The sequence below is a fragment of the Acinetobacter sp. NCu2D-2 genome (assembly GCF_001647675.1).
In the GTDB taxonomy this organism is placed as follows: Bacteria; Pseudomonadota; Gammaproteobacteria; order Pseudomonadales; family Moraxellaceae; genus Acinetobacter.
On sequence record NZ_CP015594.1, the window covers coordinates 175,587 to 189,718 of the forward strand.

Annotated in this window: 17 protein-coding genes; 9 read left to right on the forward strand and 8 right to left on the reverse strand. The window is 38.8% G+C overall.

Annotated features, from left to right (window positions below):
- Positions 1 to 16 precede the first annotated feature (16 nt).
- Entirely contained in the window at positions 17 to 226 is a 210-nt protein-coding gene (locus A3K93_RS00845; protein ID WP_067728049.1) for a hypothetical protein, read from the forward strand.
- A 200-nt stretch (positions 227 to 426) separates the two neighbouring features.
- Positions 427 to 789, forward strand: a complete 363-nt coding sequence (locus tag A3K93_RS00850; protein WP_067728051.1) for a glycine zipper domain-containing protein — start codon at positions 427 to 429, stop codon at positions 787 to 789.
- A gap of 62 nt (positions 790 to 851) precedes the next feature.
- On the opposite strand, the gene A3K93_RS00855 is transcribed toward A3K93_RS00850, so the two are convergent.
- Positions 852 to 1,364, reverse strand: a complete 513-nt coding sequence (locus A3K93_RS00855) for a DUF4442 domain-containing protein (protein WP_201787405.1) — start codon at positions 1,362 to 1,364, stop codon at positions 852 to 854.
- A gap of 116 nt (positions 1,365 to 1,480) precedes the next feature.
- Between A3K93_RS00855 and A3K93_RS00860 the strand changes: the two genes are divergently transcribed.
- From A3K93_RS00860 to A3K93_RS00885, 6 genes are all read left to right on the forward strand, one after another.
- On the forward strand, positions 1,481 to 2,356 hold the full coding sequence (locus tag A3K93_RS00860; RefSeq protein ID WP_067728055.1) for an alpha/beta fold hydrolase: 876 nt from the start codon (positions 1,481 to 1,483) through the stop codon (positions 2,354 to 2,356).
- Between the two features lie 107 nt (positions 2,357 to 2,463).
- Positions 2,464 to 3,831, forward strand: a complete 1,368-nt coding sequence (locus A3K93_RS00865) for a Na+/H+ antiporter family protein (RefSeq protein ID WP_067731633.1) — start codon at positions 2,464 to 2,466, stop codon at positions 3,829 to 3,831.
- Between the two features lie 248 nt (positions 3,832 to 4,079).
- Positions 4,080 to 4,685, forward strand: a complete 606-nt coding sequence (locus A3K93_RS00870; protein ID WP_067728057.1) for an OmpW/AlkL family protein — start codon at positions 4,080 to 4,082, stop codon at positions 4,683 to 4,685.
- Positions 4,686 to 4,854: 169 nt separating this feature from the next.
- A complete protein-coding gene (locus A3K93_RS00875; RefSeq protein ID WP_067728059.1) occupies positions 4,855 to 5,199 on the forward strand; it encodes a lysozyme inhibitor LprI family protein in 345 nt (114 codons plus the stop codon).
- A 114-nt stretch (positions 5,200 to 5,313) separates the two neighbouring features.
- Complete coding sequence (gene htpG, locus A3K93_RS00880) at positions 5,314 to 7,233, forward strand: molecular chaperone HtpG (RefSeq protein WP_067728061.1); 1,920 nt, start codon at positions 5,314 to 5,316, stop codon at positions 7,231 to 7,233.
- Between the two features lie 170 nt (positions 7,234 to 7,403).
- A complete protein-coding gene (locus tag A3K93_RS00885; protein ID WP_067728063.1) occupies positions 7,404 to 7,658 on the forward strand; it encodes a hypothetical protein in 255 nt (84 codons plus the stop codon).
- A 43-nt stretch (positions 7,659 to 7,701) separates the two neighbouring features.
- Here the strand turns inward: A3K93_RS00885 and A3K93_RS00890 are convergent, their stop codons facing one another.
- From A3K93_RS00890 to A3K93_RS00905, 6 genes are all read right to left on the reverse strand, one after another.
- The gene (locus tag A3K93_RS00890; RefSeq protein WP_067731634.1) at positions 7,702 to 8,784 is read right to left on the reverse strand and encodes a hypothetical protein; all 1,083 of its coding nucleotides are present in this window, start codon (positions 8,782 to 8,784) and stop codon (positions 7,702 to 7,704) included.
- A gap of 115 nt (positions 8,785 to 8,899) precedes the next feature.
- Positions 8,900 to 9,628, reverse strand: coding sequence for a hypothetical protein (locus tag A3K93_RS14595; RefSeq protein ID WP_081408490.1), 729 nt, complete (start codon positions 9,626 to 9,628; stop codon positions 8,900 to 8,902).
- Between the two features lie 265 nt (positions 9,629 to 9,893).
- Positions 9,894 to 10,238, reverse strand: coding sequence for a hypothetical protein (locus A3K93_RS14600; RefSeq protein WP_081408491.1), 345 nt, complete (start codon positions 10,236 to 10,238; stop codon positions 9,894 to 9,896).
- 14 nt (positions 10,239 to 10,252) lie between these two features.
- Entirely contained in the window at positions 10,253 to 10,432 is a 180-nt protein-coding gene (locus A3K93_RS00900) for a hypothetical protein (RefSeq protein WP_067728065.1), read from the reverse strand.
- Positions 10,433 to 10,591: 159 nt separating this feature from the next.
- Positions 10,592 to 10,759, reverse strand: coding sequence for a hypothetical protein (locus A3K93_RS14935; RefSeq protein ID WP_171255042.1), 168 nt, complete (start codon positions 10,757 to 10,759; stop codon positions 10,592 to 10,594).
- A 272-nt stretch (positions 10,760 to 11,031) separates the two neighbouring features.
- The gene (locus A3K93_RS00905) at positions 11,032 to 11,715 is read right to left on the reverse strand and encodes a DsbA family oxidoreductase (RefSeq protein ID WP_067728067.1); all 684 of its coding nucleotides are present in this window, start codon (positions 11,713 to 11,715) and stop codon (positions 11,032 to 11,034) included.
- 345 nt (positions 11,716 to 12,060) lie between these two features.
- Between A3K93_RS00905 and A3K93_RS00910 the strand changes: the two genes are divergently transcribed.
- The gene (locus A3K93_RS00910) at positions 12,061 to 12,453 is read left to right on the forward strand and encodes a hypothetical protein (protein WP_067728069.1); all 393 of its coding nucleotides are present in this window, start codon (positions 12,061 to 12,063) and stop codon (positions 12,451 to 12,453) included.
- Between the two features lie 84 nt (positions 12,454 to 12,537).
- Here the strand turns inward: A3K93_RS00910 and A3K93_RS00915 are convergent, their stop codons facing one another.
- Complete coding sequence (locus A3K93_RS00915) at positions 12,538 to 14,043, reverse strand: acetyl-CoA hydrolase/transferase family protein (RefSeq protein WP_067728071.1); 1,506 nt, start codon at positions 14,041 to 14,043, stop codon at positions 12,538 to 12,540.
- Positions 14,044 to 14,132: the final 89 nt, after the last annotated feature.

The window sequence follows — 14,132 nt, forward strand, 5'->3', positions numbered from 1 at the left end:
CATTAGGAACCATAAGATGAAAATTTTGGCGATTTCAGCAGCATTACTTCTCGCACTTGGTCTAAGCGCTTGTTCTAAAGATAAAACTGAAAATACAGAGTCAACCAATGCCAGTGAACCAGAAGTAACAGTAGATCAAGAAAGTATGGATGAAGAACCACAACCCTTAGATGCAGCACCGCTTGAAACAGATGATTTTGCAGCATCAGAAACTGTGGCTCAATAAACATAAATAGATGACAGGAGGGCATGAGCTTTATGCTCTCCGCACTTATTCTCATTTCATTCTAAATAACATCTAACATCGTAGTTTTCCTTCATTTACAAAATTCGGTCGAAATCTTGCAAGAAGAAACAACTTGTCATCATTCGCTTCTTAAAATGTGTTTAACCTAAATGAAAACCAATTGGAAGGATGAATGAGTCATGAAAAAGATGATGAGTGTTATGGCAGTTGCAACATTATCAACAATGATGTTGGCAGGCTGTGAGAGCATGTCTCCAAGTCAACAACGTATTGGTGCTGCAGCGCTCGGTGGTGCTGTAGGTGGTGGTGTAGGTAATAGTGTCGGTGGTGGTGTAGGTTCGGCTGTCGGTGGTGGTGCAGGTGCTGCGGTGGGTAGTAAAGCACAAGGCGGTTCTAACCGTAATGCAACCTATAGTGGTGTCGGCGGTGCAGTGGGTTCAGCCGTAGGTAAAAGTATTTTCGGTGGTAATGCTGGTGCTGCTATTGGTGGCGCGATCGGCGGTGGTGCAGGCGCAGCTATTGAGCAAAATAATCGTCGCTAAGCGTTCTAAAAAAAGCACCTTATTTAAGGTGCTTTTTTATGTGTGTCATTCAGGGAGAATATCTAGCTACGATCTTGCTGGAATTTTTTAAAAAGTCCTGTGGCTTTGGCATGTTTACGGCGGATATAAACTGTTTTTTGCACTTCAGCAATACGGACACCAGATTCATCGACAATGTTTAAAGAATAGTTACGATAGACAGGTGCATGGTTCGCTGCAAGTTCAATAATAGTTTGGACTTCTTCCGCATCGATACGAATATCGGCATAGACCGTACCGCGTCCTGGTGCTAAAAATTGAATGCTCGCTGCACGATCCCATACGATGTACTTAGGGCCCAAATGATGCATCAGAAGCAGCATATAAAAAGGGTCGACCATCGAATACAAGCTTCCACCAAAGTGCACACCAACGACATTACGATTTTTACGCGTCAGTGGCATTTTGACTCGGATATGATAATTGGCTAAATCCATTTCATCGACTTCGATGCCAGCACCACGATAAGGAGCATAGTGATTCAGCATAAATTTCGAGATCAAAGGTAAACTCTGAATTTTACGTAATAGGCTCATACTGACATTCTTTTTTCTTGGATTGCTATGCATACTAGAATAACCCAATAAGCTTGGCATTGATAAATCATGCCGTTTTGCAAAATATAAGGTCAATAACAACAAAGGAACTCAGAATGGATACACAAACACTATGGGTAAGTACCAGTGATCAGCAACGTCTATGTGTAAAAACATTTGGTGAGCGCTCAAAGCCTGCTTTGGTATTGGTGCATGGCTATCCTGATCATCAGGAAGTGTGGGAACCTATGATTGAGCATCTTGTGCAGCATTATTTTGTTCTAACTTATGATGTACGTGGAGCAGGGGATTCTTCTATTCCAAAACGAATCCGTCACTACGCATTGCCTCGACTGAGTCAAGATTTAGCTGAAGTGACCGAACAAGTTTTGGGGGATAAAGCGTTTCACTTGGCTGCACATGATTGGGGTTCTATTCAATCGTGGGAGTCTGTGACTGAGTCTAAATTTAGAGGCCGAATTTTATCGTTTGTTACCATATCAGGGCCATGTTTAGATCATGCTGCCTTTTGGATGCGCAAACAATATAATCAAAATAAACCGAAGTTTTTTAAGCAGCTAACCAAATCTTGGTATATCGCTGTGTTCCAATTGCCTTTTTTAGCGCCAAATGTGTGGCGTTTATTTAATGCAGAGCGTTGGGCCAATATTTTAGACAAATTAGAAGGTCAATCTGATTTGCCGCTGAATCAAAATATTGCACAAGACGGACAATATGGGGTGGGGCTTTATCGAGCAAACTTTATCCCAAGGTTACTAAAACCACGTCAGCGTTATGCAGTTTGTCCAGTCCACGCGATTGTGCTGACGCAAGATAATTTTGTTAGTCCAGAATTGATTGATGAAGTACCACAATGGGCAGAACAATTCAGTCGGGTTGAAGTCGATGCGAATCATTGGGCTGTTTTAAGTCAGCCTGAACATATTGCGAATCTAGTTCATAAATTTATTCAAAAGCACAATGGCGCATAGTGCGGGTAAAGCCATTTACAAATCAAATAGCGATGCAACTGATGAGAGGAACTCCATAGAAATCAAACTCTGATAAAATGGGTTCTTTTTCAGACTCCCTTCTTCTTATGTTTGCTATTCTTGCCGCCATTGCAGTCATGTTCGGACTGTCGCTGGCTCGTGTTCCTGTGGTATTCGCATTGATTATTGGTGCAGTCGTTGGTGGTTTACTCGCTGGTTTGGGTATTCACGGTACTATCGAGGCATTTAACAGTGGTTTGGGAAATGGTGCTCAAATCGCTTTGGCTTATGGTGTACTCGGTGCCTTTGCCCTTGCATTGGCGCGCTCAGGATTACCTGATTTACTTGCGTACAAGCTCATTACCAACTTGCAAGGGACAAGTAATTTAAAAGCGCAAAACCGTGTTAAATACGTCATTTTTGCGACCATTGCCTTAGCTGCAGTATGTTCGCAGAACGTCATTCCAGTACATATCGCATTTATCCCAGTTTTGATTCCACCTTTATTAAGCGTTTTTAATCATTTGAAACTTGACCGCCGTTTGGTGGCATGTGTGCTGACATTTGGTTTGGTGGGAACTTATATGCTGGTACCTTTTGGTTTTGGTGCGATCTTCTTAAATGATATTTTGGGTCAAAATATTAATACCTTTGGTAAGCCATACGGTTTTAGTATCACCTATGACATGATTCCTAAGGCTATGGCATTACCTGTTTTTGGTATGTTTGTAGGTCTTATGGTGGCAATGTTTATTAGCTATCGTAAACCGCGTGAATATGCTGACGTTCAAGTCAATGCAGCAGCACACAGTATCTCAGGTGAAATTAAAAGCGATGCAAATGGTAAACCAGAAGTTGCGCGTTTTACGCTGATCATGGCGGCAGTTGCAGTCGTTGCAACACTCTCTGTGCAAGTGATTTCAGACTCGATGATTCTTGCTGGCTTGGTGGGTGTTGGGATTCTAAGTTTCGCTGGCATTTTCAAATGGAAAGAAGCGGATGATGTCATCATTAGCGGTATGCGGATGATGGCTTTAGTCGGTTTCATTATGATTTCAGCACAGGGCTTTGCCTCAGTGATAGAAGCGACTAATCAAGTACCAGAATTAGTAAAAGCATCCGTAGAATGGATTGGTAACAGTCAGGCTTTGGCTGCATTTTGGATGTTGTTGATTGGTCTACTAATTACTTTAGGTATTGGTTCATCTTTCTCTACTGTGCCGATCTTAGCGATTATTTATGTGCCACTTTGCTTGCAGTTTGGCTTTAGCCCAGCAGCTACCATTGCATTAATTGGTACTGCTGCGGCACTCGGTGATGCAGGTTCTCCAGCTTCTGATTCAACCTTAGGGCCGACATCAGGCTTAAATATGGATGGTCAACATGATCACATGAAAGACAGTGTGGTTCCGACTTTTATTCACTATAACATTCCATTAATGATCTTTGGTTGGATCGCAGCAATGGTACTTTAAATGTAAATTGAGTCACATTTAAAATGCTTATTGATTATTAATTCTGAGTAAAATCGTTGGAAATATAATAGTAAAAATTAATCAATTTGGTGGATTTAATAAAACCCACCAAATTGATCAAGTTAAAATAAATAAATATAAAAAATAATAACTTATAAAATAATTTAAAATAGATAAAAATAATAATATTGCATATTTTTAATACTCATGTTTATTATTAATTTATACATTCCAGAGGTTAATTAAAAATGTTAAAACAATTAGCGCTTATTAGTTTAATGGGGCTTTCAGCATCTGCAATGGCAGGGCAATGGCAAGTTAAAGTGGGGGGCTCAATTGTATCTCCAACTGGTGATTATGAGCTTGCACCTGATACAGTTGTAAAAGCAGCTGATGAATTAGCATTTACCCCTTCGGTTGAATATTTCTTTAATGACAATATTTCAGCTGAAGTGTTATTAGCAGCTCCTATTAATCATGATGTTGAAGTGAACGGTGTTGATTCAGTTCGCATTAAACATTTACCTCCAACAGTTACTGCCAAGTATCACTTTAAAAATGCATCTCGCTTTACCCCTTATATTGGTGTAGGCGGTACAGCATTTGTTGCATGGGATGAGCGTGGTAAAGCGAGTCTTGCAAACACTGATGTTAAAGTAAAAGAGGCGTATGGCTTCGCAGGTCAGTTAGGATTTAACTTCCAACCTGCTGACGCAAAAAATTGGGGTGTTTACTTTGACGCACGTTATGCACAAATTAGCCCTGAAGTAACTCTGACAGGTGACGTAAATACACAGTTTGATTTAGATATTGATCCTATGGTGTATACCATCGGTTATAGCTACAAATTCTAATAAGAGTTAAATGATATAAAAAGCCTCAGCAATGCATGAGGCTTTTTTAATTTTTTGCAAAAGAACAACGATTTATAACTTAATGCAATTGAGTCCGTGCGACGAATTATCTACATTCATAATCTAGAATTAACACGCATGTTTAAAATAATCATAAGGAAGATCAAACGTGAAATTGTGGTTTGGATGGGTATTGGTCTTCTCTGTTCTTTATATAGAACCTGTATATGCTGCAAGTTTTGATTGTGATAAACAGCAAACCTTGACTGAAAAAACGATTTGTCAGCACATTAATCTCAATGATGCCGATGTCAAAATGGCAACGACCTATAATATTTTGCGCCGTCTTGTACCGATGGGAACCCGCTCGGTAATTCAAGATGAACAAATTAAATGGTTGCAACTGCGCGATCGTTGTCGTGATTCTTTAGAATGCTTGGAACAAGTCTATAGTATGCGCTTACAAAAATTGGGTTTGCATTTGGATCGTATTTATCGAAATGGACCTTATTAAAGTTATTCAAAAAATAGACAAAAATTTAACGTTTACTATTGAAAATTAGCCATCTCACTCCATTCATATAGGCAATAGCAATAATCTGCTTCATTGCAATGAAAGGAGTGATTAATGAGCGATTTAAGCGTACAAAAACATAGTTTCCAAGCTGAGGTAGCCCAATTATTGCACCTCGTCACGCATTCTCTTTATTCAAACCCTGAAATCTTCTTGCGTGAATTGATCTCGAATGCTTCAGATGCATGTGACAAATTGCGTTTTGAAGGGATTAATCATCCTGAATATTATGAAAATGATCCAGATCTACACGTTCGTATCCGTCTAGATAAAGATAATAAAACGCTAACCATTTCTGATAACGGTATTGGTTTAAGCCAGCAAGAAGCGATTGATAACCTAGGTACGATTGCAAAATCGGGTACTAAAGATTTTATGTCTAAACTGACAGGTGATCAAAAATCTGATGCTCAATTGATTGGCCAGTTCGGTGTAGGTTTCTATTCAGGCTTTATTGTTGCAGAAAAAATTACCGTAGAATCACGTCGAGCAGGTTTAGCGGAAGATCAAGCTGTCCGTTGGGTGAGTGCAGGAACGGGTGACTTTGAAGTTGAGCAGATCAACAAAGCTAGCCGTGGTACAGATATTATTTTGCACTTACGTGAAGATGCACTTGAGTATTTAGAAAGCTATAAAGTTAAGCAAATCGTCAATAAATACTCTGATCACATTAGCTTGCCAATCGAAATGCAAAAAGAGGTTTGGCAAGAAGAGGAAGCTGCAGAAGGCGAAACGTCTAAAGGTGGTCAATTTGTTAAAACTGATGAGTGGGAAGCAATTAACTCAGCAAGTGCATTATGGACACGCAATAAGTCTGAAATCACAGATGAGCAATATACTGAGTTTTATAAAAATTTAACCCATGATTTTGCTGCACCATTGGCTTGGGCGCACAACCGAGTTGAAGGTAGCACCGAATATACACAGTTACTTTATATTCCAAGCAAAGCGCCTCACGACTTATTCACCCGTGAATCGAAAGCAGGCATCAAACTGTATGTAAAACGTGTCTTCATTATGGATGATGCGGATAATTTAATTCCAAATTATCTACGTTTCGTTCAAGGTGTCGTAGATAGTGCTGATTTACCGTTGAACGTCAGCCGTGAACTGTTACAAGAAAGTCGCGATGTTAAAACGATTCGAGAAGGGAACACTCGCCGTATTTTGACTGTACTGGATGGTTTGGCAAAATCTGAAGACGAAAAAGATCAGGAAAACTTCAAGACCTTCTACCGTGAATTTGGTGCCGTATTAAAAGAAGGTTTGGGTGAAGACTTTGGCAACCGCGAACGCATTTTAAAACTTCTACGTTATGCAAGCTCGAATAATGATGAAGTGTCTACTTCATTGGCAGACTACAAAGCGCGTATGAAAGAAGGCCAAAAAGCCATCTACTATGTGACTGCTGAAAGTTTAAATGCTGCAAAAAATTCGCCTCAGTTAGAACTGTTCAAGAAAAAAGGCATCGAAGTCTTACTCATGACAGAGCGCGTGGATGAATGGGCGATGAACTTTGTACACGAGTTTGATGGTACACCATTACAAAACGTGTCCAAGGGTGCGGTTGATTTAGGTGATCTTCAAGATGAAGAAGAGAAGAAAGCCCTTGAAGCTGCGGCTGAACAGTTTAAGCCTGTGGTTGATAAGCTCTCTGATGCGTTAAAAGACAAAACTAAACAAGTTCGTGTGACTACACGCTTGGTCGATTCACCAGCATGTTTAGTCACAGGTGAAGGTGAGCTATCACCACAACTGATTCGTATGTTGAAAGATGCGGGTCAGCCTGTACCCGATGTGAAACCGATTTTGGAAATTAATCCTGAGCATCCATTGGTGAAAAAATTGGATGGTGCAGAGCAATTCGATGATTTGGCCAATGTGATATTTGACCAAGCATTGATTGCAGAAGGTGGGTTACCTGAAGATCCTGCTGCATATATCAAACGAATCAATAGTTTGTTATTGAAATAAGACCAAAAAAAGCCCTCAAAAAATGAGGGCTTTTTATTTACTGGGAATCTAAAAATCCAAAAAAACGATTATGAGGTTAAAAAATACACGCAACTTTTAATCTGCTTAAAAAATAAAAAATAATAAATTAATCTATAATTGCGATTATAGAATTTTGGAAATCTCCCGATATGAAACGTTTATTTTGTCTTGCGACAAGCTTGGTACTTTTGAATGTAAATGCTTCAGCTAGTCATCCGAATCAGCATATTGTACGTACAGACCGCATTGCTTTTTCTCAGATGAATTCTCAGCCTCAGCAGACGAAACCTGTTGAACAGGTTAAGAGAACAGACCGTGTCGTATTAAGAAAAGTGATGCAAGACCAGCCATCTTTGCAGTCAAAGCGTATTGCACGCACAGATCGAGTGACAGTAATCAAATAATGTATTTGAATCAAAAAGCTCCAAACGTGGAGCTTTTTTATGTTTAGAAAAACGCTTCTAGACGTAAAGTTGCACCCAAATAGTGATCACGATCTTCACGTTTATCATTTAAATAATTGACATCGGTTTGAACAAAAAACCATTCTCGTAAAACAGGTTGTCGCCATGAGATATAAGGTCCCCAACGATTGAGCCGAGCTTTAGTGTCATTGATATAACCGCCCGTATATAGACCATAACTAAAGCGATGATCATGAAAAAATTGATGTTGTCGGAATGAATAATTATTCCATGTCAGGTCATCATCCTGTTGATCGGCATAAATGATGTTAAATTGGTTAGACAATAAGGGATTGTCAGGACGTGCATGTGTGAAATCTAAATTGGTTCTTAAGTAATTTTTACTTTGTAGACCATAGCGATAGATTTGCTCAGCTTGAAAAGAAAAGTCATTTTCTAATTGCCAATAACGACTCAGCTTTAAACGTGTAAAGAGATCATCACCGGAACGAAGCCCTAGATCGAGATCCGTTTCAAATGGCAGTCGTTTAGAAAACGTTGACCAACGTAAAGCAATCGAATTATTTTCCTCTTTGACTTGTTTACGATCGAGCTTCGCATTTGACTGTTGTGCTGGAAGTTCATCGCTAATCGCTACGTTATTTTCTAGTTCGTTGTCTAAACTATCATCACCGAACACTAAACTGAGTCGATTTTCTAAGGTGGGAAGTTTAATTTTACCTTTGATTCGGGGATTAAACTTAAAGTCATCATATTGATTCCATTTGGTATCTACAATGACACGTAGGCTCGCAGAGGCAGGTTGACCAGGCTCAGGTGTACCAAACCAATGATTCATTTTTTCCGCACTACGATCGGCCCAATCGCTAATTTTCTTTTGTTGAATATCAAACCAAGAGTGATCCTGTGTGACTTCAGTTGGGGGGACAATAACGGTGTCGGATTCTGCCGGTAAAATATCCGGAGCCTTATCAATCAGTCTTGGAATTTGATCGACCAAATCAGGATATACGGGGTGAATAATAGGACTATCCTCAGGTGGATAATCCAAAACTGCATCAGCATAAGTGGACTGTCCTTGTATAAGGAGTCCTAAACATGTCATTGCCAAATAATATTTATTGGTCACTGGCTGTAATACTCAGTTTATTATCAAGATTTTCCTGAGTATTTATTGAGTTTGTATGTCGAATCAAGACTTGGCTACAAAACTCTAGCAATTAATTTTTGATATAAGATTGTAAGGCTTGATACAAATCATGAGCAGAAACCGGTTTAGGCATGCTGCTGATGCGCGATTGGATGTGCTGCCAAGTCAGATGTTGATCTTTTTTCAGGATAATGCACGGATATAACAATTCCTGTGTATTCAGTTTGAGTCGATTATCACCATGGATAAGACGTAATTTATGGCGTTCTTCGAGGAGAAGTAGTGGAGTCTGAGTCGTCGCTTTAGCTTCTTCAAACAGCATATATTTGCGTGAACTAAATTGAGTCGTTGCAAGATAAGCCAAATAGGTATCAGATTGCCAAATTAAATCATTCTGTTGATAGCAATCTAAGAGATGTTCAATCGTGTCTAAGTGCTTATAGATATCCTGCCAAGCAACAGATCTAATCGAATTGATTTGCTGTTTTTGTGTGGAGACCAGTTGCTCCAAGAGCGTTTGTACCTGATCAATTGTATCCACGCCAATCAGCATTAAATAGTGCGTAAATTCTGCTTGTTCATTCAAAATTTCAGCAAGATAGATGGGCTGTGCAAGCTGATCAATATCATCTTGATAGTTTAAGAAAATTTGTAAATGTGAAGAGGTTTCAAGATTTTTAAGTTTAATCGGATAGAGGTTGAAATCAGAAGAAGAGAGCACTTCCTCTGCTAAAATTTCGATCTTAGAATCGCCGATTTTAAAATCTTTCGAAGGTCGTGGTCGTGCAACAGTCTGCACCTCTTCTACAGTTTCAATTGGATGCTCTTGATCAGAAGATAAGGAGCTAATTTCATCTTGCTCCTGAATCTCTATCTGATCATTGTTATCATGGGGGCATTAATATCTAGATCAGCATCTTCTAATGACAGTAACACTGCCGATGCATGTAGTTCACGATCAGCGGTTAGACATTGAGATAAACTTTGCTGGCGAACTAACCAGTTATAACTCTGTTCAATGTTCGTCCATTCACTGATTAAAGCGGTTTTATGGGGAGCGGGGATCAGCCAAATCTGCCAACCTTTTTTTCGTCATAGAGAAAAGCCCAGCCAGAGTCAGGATAAAGATAGAGGGCTTTTTCTAAATCCAATTCGTCCTTAAAGAAGCCACGAAAACTGAGTTGAAACTCACTTTGCCCAGCAAATTCATAAGCTGCCATTTCGGGTTGAGTACGAATTTTAAAAGCGAAATGTTGCTTCTTAAATATAGGATCATTGCACTGTTCAAAAATTTCTTGAATACGAGTTTTAGAGCGCGCGACTTCATATAGACTTTGCGTACGATGATCTAGACTTTGACCCAAATCCTGTAATTCTTTAATTAAATATGCTTTCTGTAATGCATTCATGCATTTGTAGACTCTTATAAATATTTAAGGGCTTTATCTAAGGCTTTTGCTAAAACAATATTTACTGCAAGATCAATTAACTTATATTCGGCAGAGTTGGGGTCAGGATATTGTTCAGCCATTTGAATAAGAAACTCCACTGAAATCGCCTGTGGCGCAATTTTTCCCTGAATTAATGCTTGTAGTTCATTCATTGTAGATCATGAATTCAATTGGTCATTGTGATTGATTATAGATAAAGAATTTTAAAAATGTGATTATTTTTTCTACTTTTTGAAAGAGGAAATCTCTTAAATAAAAACAAAAAAATAGGCTGATGAAAATCAGCCTATTTGGGAGAGAAAACGGAAACATTAAGCCGCTTTTTGATTCTCTTCTGCAACAGGTTCAGAAGTCGCAGTATCTACAGCTGGTACAGATGCTTTAGGTGCTGGAAAATCAGGAATATATACAATTTGCGCAGTCGCAGTCATTGAAAAAGCCATCACTGTTGCAGCCAAAGCAAATTTAATTGCGTTCATCACATTCACCTTTAAAACAATATTGTTCACTTATGAACAAAGGGGAGAACTATCTAAATAACGTGAAAATAATAGCAAATATAGATAATTAAAAAATGATCAAATCGGCAATGTATGAAAAACAATCAAAATAATAATGATTAAAAATAACAACTTAGAGCTAAAGCTCTAATTTAGCTTTGCTTTTATTATTTTAGGAATGTTCATATTTAAATATTACAGATATAAAAAATCCCCAGTAAACTGAGGATTTTTTTTTGATTAGGGAGAAATTATTTTTCTTCGATATTACAACTGTCATCAGTACATTGCTCAGCAGCTTGAGTAACAGGCTGAGATGCTTTTTCTAAGACTTGTAAGAAAACTTCTTTGGGTTGAGCACCAGCAAGCGCGATACGTTGATCAAATACAAAGAATGGTACACCAGTGACTTTGAGTTGATCGCGTGCGACTTCTTCATCGTATTTAACAAATTCAGCAAAAGCATCAGAATCGAGTAAATCATCAACTTCAACAGGATTTAAACCGATACGTGCAGCTACATCTTCAAGTGTTTCACGTTCACCAATAGCTAAACCTTGGGTCATGTAGCTAAAGAAGAGGGCTTCTTTAGCTTCGTTACCTAAGCCTTTGCTTTGTGCCAAATGAATCAAACGGTGCGCATTAAAAGTATTGCCTGAGTTTGCACCTTCCCAGTTGAATTCAATACCTTCGCTTTTTGCCATTTCAGCAATATTGCGTTGCATCTCTTCAACTTCTGCGATGCTACGACCATATTTTTGTGCAAGACGTTCAGTATTTGATACTTCTTGGCGTACAGGTGCCTCAGGGTCTAATTGATAACTGTGCCAAAAAACTTCTAATTCAACACCGGCGTCTTTTGCTGCGGCTTCTAAACGTTTTTTACCAATATAGCAAAATGGACAAACCACATCAGACCAAATATCTACGCGCATAAGTATCTCTAAACTCTTAACATTGAAACTTCAATGAGGGCAGAGAAACATAATTTAAAGCGTCATATGTTGAGAATTTTTAAATTATTTGTATCTCTTAGACTCTCTTTAATTGCAAATACATATTTTGATACATAAGTTTCTTAAATGATTTAAATAATAAAATATTTAAATACAGTTGCTTAGAATCTGAGATAAAACTCATATGTGAGTAATTTCCTATCATCAAATTATTCTGTTCTCCTGTTCAAATTTTTATCTGTATGAGTGGTTTTTTGATGGGCATTGAGCGGTGCTAAGCTGATTTTACAGTGAACTTTATCCACTTATATCAACGGGGGGTGTATGAAAATAAAGTACTTTGCGCTGGTTGCCGCATGTCTGCTATCAGCTAAAACCTTGGCTCAAGAAACTGCTATTTCGATGCATCATTTAGATGATGATAGGCTTAGTCAAATTATGGGGCAAAAGATAAATTTAGATCTCGATATACTGATACCAGATCGTTTTAAAGTTCATCGGTATTTACTACAGGAGACGATCCAATCATTAATCGAACCCAATAAAAAGCGGCCATTAAAAAATGAATTTAATCAAATTTTTAGAATAATGGAGAATGGGCAAGTGAAAATTCAAATTGATCGAGATGTGGTATCGATCAGAACCATAGAATTTAGATTGAGTTTTGATGGCTTAAATGACTTAGGTAATAACTTGGTCGATCAAATTCACTTCTAACTTTGAAATCAAATAACTTTTAAATCTATTTGAAGTACGAGTATAAAAAAACGCCCCAATTGGAGCGTTTTTTTATTGGTCTAATTAAGCAGATTTTGCTGCAAGCATATGACCTTTTTCTTCAAAGTTAGCATGCCAAGACAATGCTTCGTTTAGAAGGTGAGGGGTTTGACCGCCTTTAGCACAGGCACGATCAAAGTAGTCATTCAATGCATCTTTATACATTGGGTGTACACAGTTATCGATAATGGCACGTGCACGTTCACGTGGTGCAAGACCGCGAAGATCGGCAAGACCTTGTTCTGTTACAAGAACGTCAACATCGTGACCTGTATGGTCAACATGAGATGCCATTGGTACAACTGATGAAATGTCGCCGCCTTTCGCGATTGACTTGGTTACGAAGATCGCAATGTGCGCATTACGTGCGAAGTCACCAGAACCACCAATACCGTTCATCATTTTCGAACCACAAACGTGAGTGGAGTTCACGTTACCGTAGATATCGAATTCAAGGGCAGTGTTAATGCCGATGATGCCTAAACGACGTACAAGTTCAGGATGGTTCGAGATTTCTTGCGGACGAAGTACAAGTTTGTCTTTGTACTGGTCTAAGTTATTGAAAACTTTTTCGCCGTATTTTGCAGAAAGCGTAATTGATGAACCAGACGCGAATTTCATTTTGCCGGCATCGATCAATTCAAAAGTACAGTCTTGAAGTACTTCTGAATACATGATCAAGTCTTCAAAATTAGATTCTTTAAGACCTGTTAATACAGCGTTGGCAATTGAACCAATACCTGCTTGTAATGGACCTAAGTTCTTAGGTAAACGCTCAGCAGCCACTTCTTTCTCGAAGAATTCGATCAGGTGGTTGGCAATACCTTGAGTTTCATCATCCGGTGCAGTTACGGTTGACGGAGAATCATGATATTCATTGTTGAATACGATACCCACAATTTTCGCAGGATCGATATTGATCGCATGTGTACCGATACGCTCATCAACGTGAGTCAATGGAATTGCTTGACGTGTTGGGCGATACGTTGGAATATAAATGTCATGTAAGCCTTCAAATTCAGGGCTTAAATTCGTATTAATTTCAACAATTACTTTTTCAGCGAAAATAGCGAAGCTTGCTGAGTTACCTACAGAAGTCGTTGGTACGATACCGCCATCTTCAGTAATTGCTACAGCTTCGATAATCGCTACGTCTGGGCGTTTCAATTGTTTATTACGCATTTGTTCAACAGTTTCAGACAAATGCTGGTCAATAAACATCACTTCGCCTTTGTTGATGGCTTTACGAAGTGTGCTATCCACTTGGAAAGGAAGACGACGAGCCAATACACCCGCTTCAGTCAATTGTTTGTCTAAATCGTTACCTAAAGACGCACCCGTGATAAGTGTAATTTTTAATGGGTTTTCTTTTGCTTGTTGAACGAGAGCAAGAGGTACTGCTTTTGCTTCACCAGCACGTGTAAAACCACTCATACCTACCGTCATACCATCTTTAATGAAAGCGGCGGCATCAGCTGCACTAATTACTTTGTCATGTAGGGAGGCCAAACGAATACGATCTAACGACATTTTAACTCTCTTAAATTCCTAAATACTGATACGGATTGTACCGATCAAATAAGGCATTTTGCATAGGTGTTAGGCTAAGGTCTAATTTT